Below are 14,397 nucleotides of genomic sequence, written 5' to 3'. Positions count from 1 at the left end.
ACGACCGGCCCACGCAGGAGGCACCATGCTCGACCAGAAAACCATCGAGGCGATAGCGGACGAGCTCCGCGACGCCGAGAACAACCGAACGATGATCCCGCTGCTCACCGCCCGCCACCCGGACATGACGGTGGAGGACTCCTACGCCGTGCAGAATGAGTGGCGACGCCGCGGCATCGCCGAGGGCCGCCGCCCGGTCGGCCGCAAGATCGGGCTGACCAGCAAGGTGATGCAGGTCGCCACCGGCATCACCGAACCCGACTACGGCGCGATCTTCGCCGACATGGTCCACGAGTCCGGGTCGGTGATCGACCACGGACAGTTCTCCAACGTCCGCATCGAGGTCGAACTCGCCTTCGTCCTCAGGGACGGGCTGCGGGGCCCGGGCTGCACCATCTTCGACGTGCTGCGCGCCACCGAGTACGTGGTGCCGGCTCTGGAGATTCTCTCGTCGCGGATCGAGATGGAGGGGCGCACCATCGTCGACACCATCAGCGACAACGCGGCGATGGGGGCGATGGTCTACGGCGGGCGCCCCGTCGCCCCGGACGCGGTGGATCTGCGCTGGATCCCGGCGCTGCTCCAGCGCAACGAGACCATCGAGGAGACCGGCGTCGCGGCCGCGATCCTCGGGCACCCCGCCACGGGTGTCGCCTGGCTGGCGAACAAGCTCGCCGAACACGGCGACGCCCTGGAGGCAGGGGAGATCATCCTCGCGGGTTCCTTCACCCGCCCGATGTGGGTGGAACCCGGGGACACCGTCCACGCCGACTACGGCGAGCTGGGGAGCGTGACATGTCGTTTCGAGTGAACCTCCCCGAACCTTTCGGACGCCGCCTCGCGGCCGCCGGCACGCCGCTCACCGGACTGTGGGTCTGCTCGGGTTCGCCCGCGATGGCCGAGATCATGGCCTGCAGCGGGGCGGATTGGCTGCTCATCGACGGCGAGCATTCCCCGATCGGACTGGAGACGATCGCCGATCTCCTGCGCGCGGTGGCCGCCTATCCGGCGACGCCCGTCGTGCGGGTGCCGGTGCTCGACACCGCCCTGATCAAGCAGTACCTCGACCTCGGGGCCCAGTCGATCATGGTGCCCATGGTGCACACCAGACAGGACGCGGAGACGGCCGTCGCCGCGATGCACTACCCGCCCCGGGGTGTCCGCGGCGTCGGCAGCGCGCTGGCCAGATCCTCCCGGTGGAACGCGGTACCGGACTACCTCGGCACCGCCTCGGACACCGTGAGCTGCGTCGTGCAGATCGAGTCGCTGCAGGCGGTGGAGAACGCCGCCGAGATCGCGTCCGTCGACGGCGTCGACGCCGTGTTCATCGGCCCATCCGACCTCGCCGCCTCGATGGGGGTCATCGGTCAGCAGTCTCATCCGGAGGTCCTCGACGCGGTGTCCCGCGCCATGCGGGCGGCGAAGGACGCGGGTACGTTCGTCGGCGTCAACGCCTTCGACACCGACCAGGCGCGCCGGTACCTCGAGGCGGGCGCCGACTTCGTCAACATCGGCGCCGACGTCCAACTCGCCGCCACCGCATCACGCAGGCTGCTCGGCGACTTCACCCGGGAGGGCTGAAGCATGGCCATCGACCGAACCGGTGCCTCCGCCCTGGTGCGGAGCGTTCCCACGGGCCTGCTGATCGACGGGCGCTTCACCGACGCAGCCGACGGTGCGACCTTCGACGTGTTCAACCCGGCGACGGAGGAACACCTCGCGACGCTCGCCTCGGCGGGGGAGAACGATGCGCGCGAGGCTCTCGACGTGGCCTGCCGGGTCCAGGGTGACTGGGCCCGGACCCCGGCGCGGCACCGGTCGGAGATCCTCCGCCGGGCCTTCGCGCTGGTCCACGAGCGGGCGGAGGACTTCGCCACGCTGATGACCCTCGAGATGGGCAAACCACTGGCCGAGGCCCGCGGCGAGGTCACCTACGGTGCGGAGTACCTGCGCTGGTTCGCTGAGGAGGCGGTGCGGGACCACGGCCGTTTCGACGCCGCACCCGAGGGCGGTCTGCGGATGCTCACCCGACGCAAGCCCGTCGGCCCGTGTCTGCTGATCACCCCGTGGAACTTCCCGCTCGCCATGGCGACGCGGAAGATCGCCCCCGCGGTCGCCGCCGGGTGCACGATGATCCTCAAGCCCGCCGATCTGACCCCTCTCACCAGCTATTTCTTCGCACAGACGATGATGGACGCGGGCCTGCCGGCCGGTGTTCTCGCAGTGCTTCCCGGGGCTGACCCCGCGGCGGTGTCGGCCCCGTTGCTCGCCGACGACCGGCTGCGCAAGGTCTCCTTCACCGGGTCGACCCGCGTCGGCAAGCTGCTGCTGCGGCAGGCCGCGGACGGCGTGCTGCGCACCTCCATGGAGCTGGGTGGGAACGCCCCGTTCATCGTCTTCGACGACGCCGACATCGACGCCGCGGTCGAGGGCGCGATGGCCGCGAAGATGCGCAACATCGGTGAGGCGTGCACGGCCGCGAACCGGTTTATCGTCCACGAGAGCGTGGCGGGGCGGTTCGCCGCCCTGTTCGCCGAGCGGATGAATACCGTCCGGCTCGGCGACGGGCTGGAGCCCGGCGTCACCTGTGGTCCGTTGGTCTCCCGTCAGGCCCGGGACCGGGTCGCGGAGCTGGTCGACGACGCCGTCGGGCGTGGGGCGAAGGCGCTCACCGGCGGGAGCCCCGTCCCGGGGCCCGGCTGGTTCTATCCGCCGACCGTCCTGGTCGACGTTCCCGCGTGTGCGCGGGTGCTCACCGAGGAGATCTTCGGACCCGTCGCGCCGATCATCACCTTCCGTGACGAGGAGGAGGCGCTGGCCCTGGCGAACGACACCGAGTACGGTCTCGCGTCCTACGTATTCACCGCCGACGCGTCACGGATGTACCGGATGGCCGACGGCCTCGACTTCGGTCTGATGGGATTCAACGCCGGGGTCATCTCGAACGCGGCGGCTCCGTTCGGCGGGGTCAAGCAGTCCGGCCTCGGCCGGGAGGGTGGCGCCGAGGGGCTCGACGAGTACACCAGTGTCCAGTACATCGGTGTCGCGGACCCCTACGCCTGAGGTTCTCCGACGGAACAGGGGGCCGGCCACCCGTGCGGTGGCCGGCCCCTTGTTCGTCTGTGCCGATCCGGGGTCAGGACGCGAAGGTGACCGGAACCTCGGCGACGTCCTTGAAGCCCTCGGAGTGGTCGCCGAAGACCTTGAGCACGCACTCGTCGGTGGCGCAGTCGACGCCTTCACCGGTGGGCTTGGCGGTGAGGGTGAAGGACGCGGTCCCGTCCTCGGCGATCTTCGCCGTGCCGCGCTCGTTCTGCAGCCAGGCCTGGCTCTCGACGTCGCCCATCTCGCCCGTGCAGACCGGAACGGGTGCACCGCCCGGGGTCTGTGCCGCGCAGATGGCGCCGTAGTACCCGGCCTTCGGGTTCAGTCCGGTGACCTCCACGGTGAGGGTGTCACCGGCCTTGATCCCCTCGGCCTTGTCGACGGTGACCTTAACGTCAGACGGCGCGGCCGCGGAGGTCGAGGACGGCTCCGGGGACAGCTCCGACTCGATCTCGGAGATTCCCTCGGACGCGGATTCGCTCATCTCTGAGATGCTGGCGTCGACCTTGGTCGGATCGGTGGTCGACTCCGTCTCGGAGTTCGAGCAGGCCGCGAGGGGGGCGACGAGGATCAGGGATGCGGCGGCGAACGCGGCGGTTCGCGCGGTGAAGAGTCTGGACATGGGATGCCTTTCGTCGTTGGTGGGACGGACTCCGGGGGACGGTGTCCGTCGGTACCCGCGGGGCGGCACGAGTACCGCCGACGGGGCTCTGCCCGAATTCTATCGTCTACCGGACCGGCCGGTTTCCCGACGAGCACGGGCGACGCTCCGTCGGTGGACCGCCCGGGGACAAAAAATGAACAGAAAGGTTCACAAATAATAGACCGATCTGTATGGTTCCGGTATCGGATTCCCCACGGACGGGACTCCGCGGCAACAGACACACCAGAAGAACCCACAGGAGGTTCCCATGCTCATCACCGGACTCATCCTCGGCGCCGTACTCGGCGCGGTCATGCAGCGCGGGAGGTTCTGCGTGACGGGCATGCTCCGTGACATCTTCACCCGCAGCACGTGGCGCCCGTTCACCGCACTGCTCATCGTCATCTCCGTGCACGCCATCGGGCTGACGGCCCTCACTTCGGCCGGGATCATCACGCCCGAATACTCGCCCTTCGCGCCTGCCGCCGTCATCGTCGGCGCCTTCATCTTCGGGGTCAGCATCGTCCTCGCCGGCGGCTGCGCCTCGGGCACGTGGTACCGCGCGGGGGAGGGGCTGGTCGGTTCCTGGCTCGCCCTAGTCGGGTACGCGCTATCCGCCGCCGCGATGAAGACAGGCCCGCTGAGCGGGGTCAACGCCTGGCTCCGGCAGTTCACTGTCGATCAGACCACCGTGCCCGCCACCTTCGGGCTCTCCCCCTGGTGGTTCGCCATCGGCCTCGGGGTGCTGACCGCCTACCTTGCGGCGCGCTTCCTCCAGGCGGAGTTCTCCGGCCCGCGGCCGGTCTCCCTCGCTCAGCCGCTGCACCGCAGGCCGCTGCACGTGTACCTCGCGGCGGTGATCATCGGAATCATCGGCGTCATCGCCTGGCCGCTGTCCGCCGCGACCGGCCGCAATGACGGTCTCGGTATCACGACGCCGTCGAAGAACGTCGCCAACTACATCGTCACCGGGGACAGCTCCTTCCTCGACTGGGGTGCGCTCCTCGTCCTCGGGATCCTCGTCGGGGCGCTCGTCGCGGCGAAGGTCTCCGGTGAGTTTCGCGTCCGCGTGCCCGACGCCCGGACCTCGTCGCGTGCCGTGGTCGGCGGCATCGGGATGGGCGTCGGGGCCAGCTGGGCCGGTGGCTGCACGGTCGGCAACGGCATGGTTCAGACCTCTCTGTTCACCTACCAGGGCTGGGTCGCGCTCGCGTTCTTCGCCGTCGGTGTCGGCGTCGCCGCGAAGATCTGGCTGAAGCCCTCCGGGCGGAAGACGACGGCCGGGACCTGCAGCACCGACGAGAGCGTCGACGGGCGCGCCGCCCACCCGGAGGCCGCCACCACGTCCGTGGCCGTCCCCGCGTACGCCGTCGCGCCGGTCGCGCTGAAGGTCCGGGGGGCGCAGCCCGCTCCGGCGGGACTCGCCGAGACCGCGCCGGGGGAGTTCGCCCTGGACACTCTCGGCGCCGTGTGCCCGTTCCCGCTGATCGAGGCGGTCTCGGCGATGGATGAGCTGCGCTCGGGTCAGACGCTGGTCATCGACTTCGACTGCACCCAGGCCACCGACGCGATTCCGCGCTGGGCCGCCGAGGCGGGGCACGAGGTGACCGAGTTCCGGGCCACCGGGGACGCCGGCTGGCGGATCAAGGTGCGGAAGGGTTGATCGCACCGCACCCGCCGCTCCGCCGGGCGGGTGCCCCGTGAATCCCCGAAAGATGAGGCGAGGCTCGCCTATTGTGTATTCTTGCACTCACAATGCAAGAAATCTGCGGTGAATCCAGCTCCGCAGCGCACACAGGAGACCAGCCATGGGCAAAGGCGTATCCGGTTCGATCATGAAGGCGATGGGGGCGAAGGACCACAGGGTCCGCCTCATCGACAGAGAGTGGGTCACCGACAACTACCTCCGGCTCCGACTCCGGTCCGACACCCTGCTCAACCCCGAGGGGGAGAAGCCGGGTGCCTGGATCCGGGCATGGTTCCCGGATCCGGACGGGGGAGCGAAGGAATTCCAGCGCGGCTACACCATCAGGGACGCAGATCCGGCCACCGGCGAGTTCACCCTCGAGTTCGTCCTCCACGAACCCGCCGGTCCCGCCTCCCACTGGGCCAGACACGCGGAAGTCGGTGCCGAGATCAGCGCGATGCGGATGTCGGAGGAACCCTTCGTCCAACTCGATCCGCAGCCACCCGGCTATCTGCTCCTAGGGGACGCTTCCGGTTATCCCGCGATCTGCGACATCGCCGCCGCGATCGATCCCTCGGTGCCCGTCGTGATCCTCCTGGAGAAGAACAGCGACCCGGACGAACAGCTCCCGCTTCCGGTGGGGGACAACATCACCGCTACCTGGATCGACCCCCTCCCCGACGGACAGGCGCTCGTGCAGGCCATCCTGGGCGGAACCTGGTCCGGCTGGTTCACCTGGCTCACCGCGGAATCCACCTCGGTCAGGCACGCCCGGACATATCTCAGACGGGAGTGCGGGGCGACGAAGGCGCTGCTCCACGCGCAGGGCTACTGGATCCGCGGGCGGGCCATGGGTTCCTACCGCGACACCGACGCACCGGAACAGTACGCATCACCCCACGACGCAGCCATGACACCCGCGACACCGACACGGGGTGTGCTCGCCGGCGCGAAGACCGCCCTGATTCTCTCCGGGATCGCCCAGGGGTGCCTGTCGGTACTGCAGATCGTCCCGCTGATCCTGTTCGCCCACATCGCGCAGATGTTCCTGGACGGCGCGCCCGAGCAGGAGTTCTTCCGAGCCGCAGTCATCGCCCTCGTGGTGATGGGACTCAGCGGCCTGGGCACCGTGAGTCTGACCACTGCCCTCCACTTCTATGACGCACACTTCGCCGCGGCCCTGCGCCTCAGGCTCATGGAGAAGGTCACGCGATTACCCCTCGGATGGTTCAACCGGCGGGAATCGGCGGGTGTGCGGAAGCTGATCGGTGGCGACGTCGCCGCCCTGCACCACCTCGTCACCCACGCCGTCCCGGAGGTCGTCGCAGCAGCGGTAACACCCGTTGCGGTCCTCGTCTACCTCATGAGCGTGCAGTGGCGACTCGGCCTCGTGCTGCTCATCCCCGTCGTGCTCTTCATCGTGGTCATGACACGCATGATGAACCGCGACAGGGATCGGTTCCAGACCTCCCAACGTCTCGTTGCGGAGGCCAACGCCGTGGTGCAGACACACCTCGAGACCCAACGGGAATCCCGCATATTCGGGGATGACGCGATCGTCGACGTCGACGGCGCCATGCGCGAGATCGACGAATTCGTCAGCACCTGGCAACACGACACCGCCCCGGCGAAGGTCACGATGGTCATGCTCAACCGCCCGGCCACCGTCATCGCCCTACTCTGCACCGCGGCGTGGCTGTTCCTCCTCGTCGGATGGATCGACCCGTCGGACCTGATTCCCTTCCTCATCCTCGGGACCTCCTTCGCGGGTCAGCTGCTCGCGGTCTCCCACAGCATCGGCGCCCTCCAGCAGGGCCTAAACGCGGTAGCCGGACTCGATCTCCTGCTCGCCACGCCCACCCTCGCGGAACCCGCGGACCGTCCGGGGCGTCCAGGCCACGTCGTCTTCGACCACGTCCGCTTCGGCTACGGGCCCGGTCGGCCCGTCCTCCCGGATTTCTCGCTGAGCCTCGAACCCGGAACGGTCACCGCCGTCGTCGGTGATTCGGGCGCCGGAAAATCCACCGTCGCCTCCCTGCTCGCCAGGCTGTGGGACGTCGACGGCGGATCCGTCAGCATCGACGGCCGCGACATCCGCGACCTCAGCCAGAAGGAGCTCTACGGCAGGGTGAGCGTACTGCTGCAGGACGTGCAACTGCTGCACACCAGCGTGGCGGAGAATATCGCACTCGCCGCACCGGGTGCGGACCGGGACAGCATCATCGCCGCCGCCGAGGCGGTCGGCATCGCCGATTTCATCGAAACGCTCCCGGACGGCTACGACACCGTCATCGACGGCAACCGCCTGTCCGGCGGGCAACGGCAACGGATCGGTGTGGCGCGGGCACTGCTCGCCGACACTGACATCGTGGTGCTGGACGAGGCGACGGCCTCCGCAGACCCGGAGAGCGAATGGGCGATCCGTCGGGGACTTGACCGGCTGCTGGCAGGCAAGACCGTACTCATGATCGCCCATCGGTTGCACACCGTGACCGGTGCCGACCGGATTGTCGTCATGAGGGACGGACGCATCACCGAATCCGGTACCCACGACCAACTCATCGCCGCCGACGGAACGTACGCCGATCTCTGGAAGGCAGGGAGCACACGATGATCGTCACCGACATCCGCCGCATCACCGGCACCGCGGGAACCACTGCGTTCCGCCGCTTCACCGCAATGACCGTTCTCTCCTCCGGCCTGCAGGTCGCCGCCGTCGTTCTACTCATACCCCTGCTGCACCACATCTTCGACCACGACGTCGCAGGCGCGGGTCCCTGGACCGCGGCGCTGATCGTGGTCACCGCCGCCATCTGGATGATCGAACGCAGCGCAGCCGGAACCGGTGTCGAGCTCGGGCTGCAGGCCATGCGGGCCGTGGGGCGGCACGGGGTCCGGGCTATCCGGGACACCCCACTCGATGAGCTCACACCGGCACGGAAATCGGAACTGCGCTCCCTCATCGGCGGCGGAGGCGTCGAATTGACCAGCATGGTCGTCCTGCTCATCACACCCATCCTGACCGCCGTGTCCTTCACCTGCTTCCTCACGGTCGCGCTACTGTTCATCGACTGGAGCCTCGCGCCGGTCACCATCGCGGGAGCGGTGCTCCTCCTCGGTGCGGTACTGATGTCCGAGAAGATCGAACGCGGTGCCGACGATGCCTTCACCCGGGCCACCCTCGAACTCGACGAGAGGCTCGTCGAGTTCGCCGTCGCCCAGCCGGCGCTGCGCACCGCGGGACGGGTCGGGCGCGGATCGACCCGTGTCGACGACGCCGTCACGGGCGGGGTTCGCGCGGTACGCAGACTCCTGCTCTGGCAGATCCCGGGACAGATGCTCACCAGCACCGCCCTGCAGCTGACTCTTCTCGGATTCGGTGCGGCGACCTGGCTGGCGTACGACGACGGACGACTGGACGGCGTCGAGGCGGCTGTGATGGTCATCGTCCTCATGCGCGTCATCGAACAGATCACGGCGGTGTCCATGCTCGCCAGCTCCCTCCACACCGTCGGCATGACGCTGCGTCAGCTCCGTGAGCTCGTCGAGCGTCCAGCAACCGTCCCCGGGCGACATCCCGCACCCGGGACACTCCGCGCCCGCGGAATCGGTGTCACCCGCCCGGACGGCACCGTCGCGGTGGCCGGGGTGGACCTGGATCTCGAACCCGGGACGATGACCGTCATCGTCGGCGCCTCCGGGTGCGGTAAATCCACGCTCCTCGACGTGCTGGCGGGTCTCGTCGAACCGACGACCGGCACCGTGTCGGTGGGGGAGCGGCCGGTCAGCGCCGCCGACCTGCGAGCAATGACCACAGCCGTGTTCCAGGACACCGTGCTGGGAAACGCGACGATCCGGGACAACCTCCGGATCACCGGTCCGGAACTCGACGAAGTGATCAGTGCCGCCCAGCTGGATTCGGTGCCCGGCTCCTCCGGCGACGGGCCCGACATGCGGGTCGGGGAATCGGGGAACCGGTTGTCCGGCGGTGAGCGTCAGCGGGTCGGTATCGCCCGGGCGCTCGCCGCGCCCGGCGATCTGCTCGTCGTCGATGAGGCGACGGCGAACCTCGACGCCCTCAACGAGCGCGCCATCGTCTCGTCGCTCGCCCGGGTGAAGGGGAGGCGCACCACCGTCGTCGTCACCCACCGGCCCGCCGTGCTCGAGATCGCCGACCGGGTGGTGGTCATGTCGGAGGGCCGGATCGTCGAGTCGGGGACCCGGGAGGAATTGAGCGCAGCGGGCGGGATCTTCGCCCGGATGGAGCGGCAGTGGCGGAACATCAGGGACTGGCGGGTGTGACCCGGGGCGGAAGATCGGTGCGGGTCGCCTTCCTGATGATCCACCGCAGCAGACCCTCGAGCGGGCCCCGCCGGAACCGCCACCGCCACAGGGAGGTCAACAGCAGCGCCGCGAGGGCAGTCACCGCGAAGCCGTCCGGGTCGAACCCGCTCCCGGTCTCCGGCAGGGGGGCGCCGTGGGAGGGGGCCCAGTGCCCGACCAACGCCATGAGGGAGAACCCCGTGAGCATCGTCGCGGTGAGCACGTGCGCGACATAGACCGTGAGCGCCATCGAACCCGTGGCACGCAACGGGTAGAGCAGCACCCCGACCCAGTGGACGCGGCACGCCAGCAGACAGAGCCCGACGGTCGCGACGGAGGCACCGACGCTGACCACCACATCCCCCAGACCACCGCTGTGCGGGGCCGCGGAGAGGAACAGCTCCCGGGCGACGGCGAGATCCGGATCGTGGAAGTCGAAGGGCGGTGAGTCGTGCCCGATGTCGAGCACGTCGAGGCGCCACCACCATACACCCGCCCCCGCGACCACCGCCCCGGTCACCGCGGCGACCGTCCACATCCGGGGCCCGGCATGGATGAGATGGCGGTGCAGCAGGATCCCGGTGATCCCGTAGAGCAGCCAGGCCGGGAGCGGATAACCGAGGGTGATCAGCACCGAATAGAAGCCCCCCAGTCGCAGCAGGGTGGTCACCGCCGCGCCCGCGAGGAACAGCACCGCCCACCAGATCAGGAGGGTCCGGGTCCGCCACCGCACGGCCGGGGCGAGCAGGATGATCTCGATACCGATGGCCATGAGCACCACGGCGATCAGGGACTGCACGTACGTCAGCCCCAGCCCGATCGCGACAACGAGCATGCCCCGGACGTAGAGCCTGCTCCGCGAGGCGGCCAGCCGTTGACCTCCCGCCGCGGCCCCCGCGCTGCCCATGAAACCCAGGGAGACGCCGGCGAGCACCGCGAAGAGGGAGGACGGCAGACCCGTCGCCAGGAGGTGCGCCGCATCACCGGCGGGGGAGTCCGCGGCCGCACCGATGTGGGCGAACATCATCCCGAAGATCGCGAGTGCCCGTGCGACGTCGATGCCCGCGACCCGCGCTCCGGACCCGCCGGTTGGGACGGGGACAGACTGCGTCACGGCGCTGACCTGGGGCACGATGGTTCTCCTTCGATTGCTTCCCCTGCTTCGACGCAGCGGGCGGGCCGACGAAGTGGAACCTTACCAGCGCCTGAGAGTGCCCCTCAGTCGAGCTCGGGGACGGTGAGCTGCGCGGTCATGCCGATGGTCACCGTTTCCCCGGGCGCCACCGGAACGCCCGCGTGATCCGGGCCAAGGAGGGCGGGTTCGACGCACACGAAGCGCCGCCACTCGCCTTCGCCCAGATCGCGCATGCCCGCGGCGTTCTCCGCGCCGGGATTCCAGACGATGATCGAGTCCGTGCCCCGTCCCGTCACGTCCACCGTCCGGGTGCCGTCGGTCAGGGTCGCGGTCCGGCCGGCGGGCGCGGTGACGATGGTGTCGTAGAGGCCGTCGAAGGAGATCGCACCGTCGACGGTGCCGGTGTGTTCGGCGACGCGGTCGAGTGCCGGGGAGCCGTCGAGACCGGTCACCGTCGCCTGATCGATGTCGTCGATCAGGTAGTAGGGGTGGAAGCCCAGCTGCAGCTGTCGGTCGGCGTCGGTGTCATTGCGGGCGGACAGCTCCACGAAGACGCCGTTCGTCGTCGGGTCCGCGCTGAACGACAGGTGCCAGCCGTCGTGGTCCAGGGTCGCGGCGAGACCCGTCCCCGTCTCCCGGCAGTCCCACGCCATGCGCCGCGCGAACCCGTGGGCGGGTTCCTCCCCCAGAAACGTCCCGAACCACGGGGCGAGCAGCGGCACCCCGCCGCGGATCGGGGTGCCGACCCCGCAGCCGGTGGTGGAGCTGACGAAGAGCAGTTCGCCGCCCGGGGTCCCCACCGACACGAGGTGGGCGCCGGCGGGGTGGAACGTCAGGCCGTTCGAGGTGATCAGATCATGTGCATCCATACCTCCCGAATGTAGTCCTCCGGGCACCGGTCCGGCCGGTAGTCTGGGGCCCTATGACGGTCACCACCACCAGCCGACGGTTCGGACACACCTTCCGCAGTCACACCCTCCCGGTCCCCTGGGACCCGGCGGACCCGGGGCAGGGCACCCTCGATCTCTACGCCCGCGAGATCATCCCCGACGGTGGGGAGAACCTCCCCGTCCTCATCTTCCTGCAGGGCGGACCCGGCAACCCGTCACCCCGACCCACCGGAATCAACGGCTGGATCGCGGAGATCCTGAAGACCCACCGACTCGTTCTCCTCGATCAGCGCGGCACCGGCCGCTCCGGGCGGATCGACGCGGCTTGCCCGCACATCGACGCCACGGACCTCACCGAACGCCTCACGCTCCTGCGCGCGGACCTCATCGTCGAGGACTGCGAGCGGCTCCGCGAGCACCTCGGGGTGGAGCGTGTGTCGCTCTACGGGCAGAGCTTCGGCGGATTCTGCATCACCACGTACCTCTCCCGCCACCCGGAGCGCGTGGACACCGCGCTGCTCACCGGTGGGCTGCCGACGATCAGCCGGGGCATCGACGACGTCTACCGCGCGACCTACACGCAACTCGCCCGCCGCCACCGGGACTTCTACGCGCGCTTTGACGGGGTCGAGGATCGGATCCGTGAGGTCTGCCACCACCTGGACAACTCCGACGAACGGCTCCCCACCGGGGAACGCCTCAGCTCCCGCAGACTCCGGCTCATCGGCACCGATCTCGGTCGGGGCGCCGGATTCGACACCCTGTCCTACCTCTTCGAGCAACCCTTCCACGAGGTGAAGGGGGAGAAACGGCTGCGCCGGGACTTCCTCGACGACGTCGGCGCCCGCGTCAGCCTGGAGCGGCACCCGCTCTATGCCGTGATCCACGAGTCGATCTACGGTGGCACGGTCCCCGGTGCGACCGCGTGGTCAGCGCACCGTATGCGCACCGAGGTCGACGGCTTCGCCGAGGACGCCGACCCCCGCGACCGCTCCGTGCCCTTCTACCTCACCGGCGAACACGTCTACCCCTGGCAGTTCGAGGAGGACCCGGCGCTGATTCCGTTCCGGAACGTCGCGGAGGATCTCGCGGCGAAGGACGACTGGTCCAGCCTCTACGACGCTGACGCGATCGCCTCGTCACCGTCCGTGGCCGCCGCGGCGATCTACGTCGACGACATCTACGTCCCGATGCAGCTGTCGCTGGAGACCGCGGAGATCTACCGGGACCTCCGGCCGCACATCACGAACCGGTTCCAGCACGACGGTATCCACCACGACGGCGCAGGTATCCTCGGTCGCCTCATCGAGCTGGTCCGCGACCACTGAGACGCCGGGAGAGACGTGGGGGAGATAGGCGGGCGCTTTCACGCGCTAGGGTGGAGGCACCCGCACACCGGGGACGATTCGGAGACGACAGACACCGTCACGGAGGACACACCACGTGAGTGACAAGGACCACCTCAACACCGGGGCTTTCGACGGCACCGGCCACGGTGCCGACATCCCGGAAGAACTCGAGGGCCTGTTCGACGGCTTCCGTGTCGACGAGGAGCACGTGCTCCACCTCGATGAGGCGCCGCCCCAGGCCTACTCCTGACCGGGAAGCACCGCGCCCGGGCCCGGATAGGAGTCCTGGGCCCCGTGCCCCGTCACCGCGTACGCACCGACCCGCACCGCGTGCCGCGCGGCCGTCACGAGATCATCGCCCGCGGCGAGCCGGGCCACGCACGCCCCGGCGAACGCGTCCCCCGCCCCCGTGGTGTCCACCGGGGTGACCGACGGACTCGGGACCCGCTCACATCCGCCGGGCGTCGCCACCAGGGCACCCTCCGCGCCGAGCGTCAGAATGACCGAGGCGAAACCCGCCTCCACGAGCGCCCGGGCACAGGCATCCGGGCCGGCAGCAACCGCGGCGGCACCGTCGCACCCCAGCTGCGTCAGGATCAGTCCGGCCTCGTGTTCGTTCGCCATCAGCGGATCGGCGCGCAGCAGGGCCGCCCGGTCGACCTCCACCACGGGAGCGAGATTGACCACGACCCGTCCCGTGGCCGCCCGTACGGCGGCGAGAAAACCGGACGCCGGTATCTCGCCCTGCAGCAGAACGATCCCAGCATCCGCCACCGTCCCCCGCCACCTGCCGACGAGATTCGCGTCCACGGCGCCGTTCGCGCCGGGAATGACCATGATCGAATTCTCCCCGGTCTCATCCACGGTGATCACCGCGAGGCCCGTCGCGCCGGAAACCTCCTCCACCGCGGACAGATTCACTCCGGAGGAACGGAGGACCGCTGTCGCCGGTGCAGCGTACGCGTCACCGCCCACGGCTCCCACGAACCGGACGTCCGCGCCCTGCATCGCGGCGGCGACCGCCTGATTCGCCCCCTTGCCGCCGGGGGAGATGCCACCACCGGATGCCATGACGGTCTCGCCGGGCCCCGGTCGCCGCGTGACGGAGACGGTGAGGTCGGCGTTGATCGAACCGACCACGGTGATGGATAGTGGCTGCTTATTCATGTGTTTCCTCGGGGCCTCGGGAGCTGGACCGGATCAGGGGATTCCGGCAGGGGTTGGATCCTCAACCGTTGAGGACCATTGTGCCAGCGCGACGGCAC

General features: G+C 69.3%; 12 protein-coding genes. 8 read left to right on the top strand and 4 right to left on the bottom strand.

Annotation, left to right across the window (positions count from 1 at the left end; translation table 11 throughout):
- Positions 1–25 precede the first annotated feature (25 nt).
- From hpaH to JDV75_RS02505, 3 genes are read left to right on the top strand one after another with little or no spacing between them, the layout of a single operon-like run.
- Complete coding sequence (hpaH, locus tag JDV75_RS02515) at positions 26–811, top strand: 2-oxo-hept-4-ene-1,7-dioate hydratase (RefSeq protein ID WP_198737695.1); 786 nt, start codon at positions 26–28, stop codon at positions 809–811.
- A complete protein-coding gene (locus JDV75_RS02510; RefSeq protein ID WP_198737694.1) occupies positions 796–1,581 on the top strand; it encodes an HpcH/HpaI aldolase family protein in 786 nt (261 codons plus the stop codon). The genes hpaH and JDV75_RS02510 overlap by 16 nt, the downstream gene beginning before the upstream one ends.
- 3 nt (positions 1,582–1,584) lie before the next feature.
- Positions 1,585–3,063: an NAD-dependent succinate-semialdehyde dehydrogenase gene (locus tag JDV75_RS02505; RefSeq protein WP_198737693.1), complete on the top strand. Its 1,479-nt coding sequence runs from the start codon at positions 1,585–1,587 to the stop codon at positions 3,061–3,063.
- A gap of 73 nt (positions 3,064–3,136) precedes the next feature.
- On the opposite strand, the gene JDV75_RS02500 is transcribed toward JDV75_RS02505, so the two are convergent.
- A complete protein-coding gene (locus JDV75_RS02500; protein WP_198737692.1) occupies positions 3,137–3,727 on the bottom strand; it encodes a neocarzinostatin apoprotein domain-containing protein in 591 nt (196 codons plus the stop codon).
- Positions 3,728–4,016: 289 nt separating this feature from the next.
- Between JDV75_RS02500 and JDV75_RS02495 the strand changes: the two genes are divergently transcribed.
- The 3 genes from JDV75_RS02495 (at position 4,017) to JDV75_RS02485 (ending at position 9,737) form a co-directional block, all read left to right on the top strand.
- On the top strand, positions 4,017–5,411 hold the full coding sequence (locus JDV75_RS02495; RefSeq protein WP_198737691.1) for a YeeE/YedE thiosulfate transporter family protein: 1,395 nt from the start codon (positions 4,017–4,019) through the stop codon (positions 5,409–5,411).
- 145 nt (positions 5,412–5,556) lie between these two features.
- A complete protein-coding gene (locus JDV75_RS02490) occupies positions 5,557–8,049 on the top strand; it encodes an ABC transporter ATP-binding protein/permease (RefSeq protein WP_198737690.1) in 2,493 nt (830 codons plus the stop codon).
- Complete coding sequence (locus tag JDV75_RS02485) at positions 8,046–9,737, top strand: ATP-binding cassette domain-containing protein (protein ID WP_198737689.1); 1,692 nt, start codon at positions 8,046–8,048, stop codon at positions 9,735–9,737. Before JDV75_RS02490 ends, JDV75_RS02485 begins: the two co-directional genes overlap by 4 nt.
- Here the strand turns inward: JDV75_RS02485 and JDV75_RS02480 are convergent.
- Together JDV75_RS02480 and JDV75_RS02475 are read right to left on the bottom strand one after the other, a co-directional pair.
- On the bottom strand, positions 9,718–10,890 hold the full coding sequence (locus JDV75_RS02480) for a DUF418 domain-containing protein (RefSeq protein WP_198737688.1): 1,173 nt from the start codon (positions 10,888–10,890) through the stop codon (positions 9,718–9,720). The two genes, JDV75_RS02485 and JDV75_RS02480, sit on opposite strands and share 20 nt — an antisense overlap.
- 86 nt (positions 10,891–10,976) lie before the next feature.
- On the bottom strand, positions 10,977–11,762 hold the full coding sequence (locus JDV75_RS02475; RefSeq protein WP_198737687.1) for an aldose epimerase family protein: 786 nt from the start codon (positions 11,760–11,762) through the stop codon (positions 10,977–10,979).
- A gap of 53 nt (positions 11,763–11,815) precedes the next feature.
- On the opposite strand from JDV75_RS02475, the gene JDV75_RS02470 reads away from it, so the two are divergent.
- Positions 11,816–13,111 (top strand): alpha/beta fold hydrolase, encoded by a 1,296-nt coding sequence (locus JDV75_RS02470; RefSeq protein WP_198737686.1) that lies wholly within the window; start codon positions 11,816–11,818, stop codon positions 13,109–13,111.
- A gap of 115 nt (positions 13,112–13,226) precedes the next feature.
- Positions 13,227–13,382, top strand: coding sequence for a hypothetical protein (locus tag JDV75_RS02465; RefSeq protein WP_198737685.1), 156 nt, complete (start codon positions 13,227–13,229; stop codon positions 13,380–13,382).
- Here the strand turns inward: JDV75_RS02465 and JDV75_RS02460 are convergent.
- A complete protein-coding gene (locus JDV75_RS02460; RefSeq protein ID WP_198737684.1) occupies positions 13,373–14,299 on the bottom strand; it encodes a ribokinase in 927 nt (308 codons plus the stop codon). The two genes, JDV75_RS02465 and JDV75_RS02460, sit on opposite strands and share 10 nt — an antisense overlap.
- Between the last annotated feature and the right edge of the window lie 98 nt (positions 14,300–14,397).

The organism is Corynebacterium meridianum (assembly GCF_016342265.1).
Lineage (GTDB): Bacteria > Actinomycetota > Actinomycetes > Mycobacteriales > Mycobacteriaceae > Corynebacterium > Corynebacterium meridianum.
Note: the sequence above shows the minus strand (reverse complement) of the source record. Positions and strands in the feature narration are given on the sequence as shown.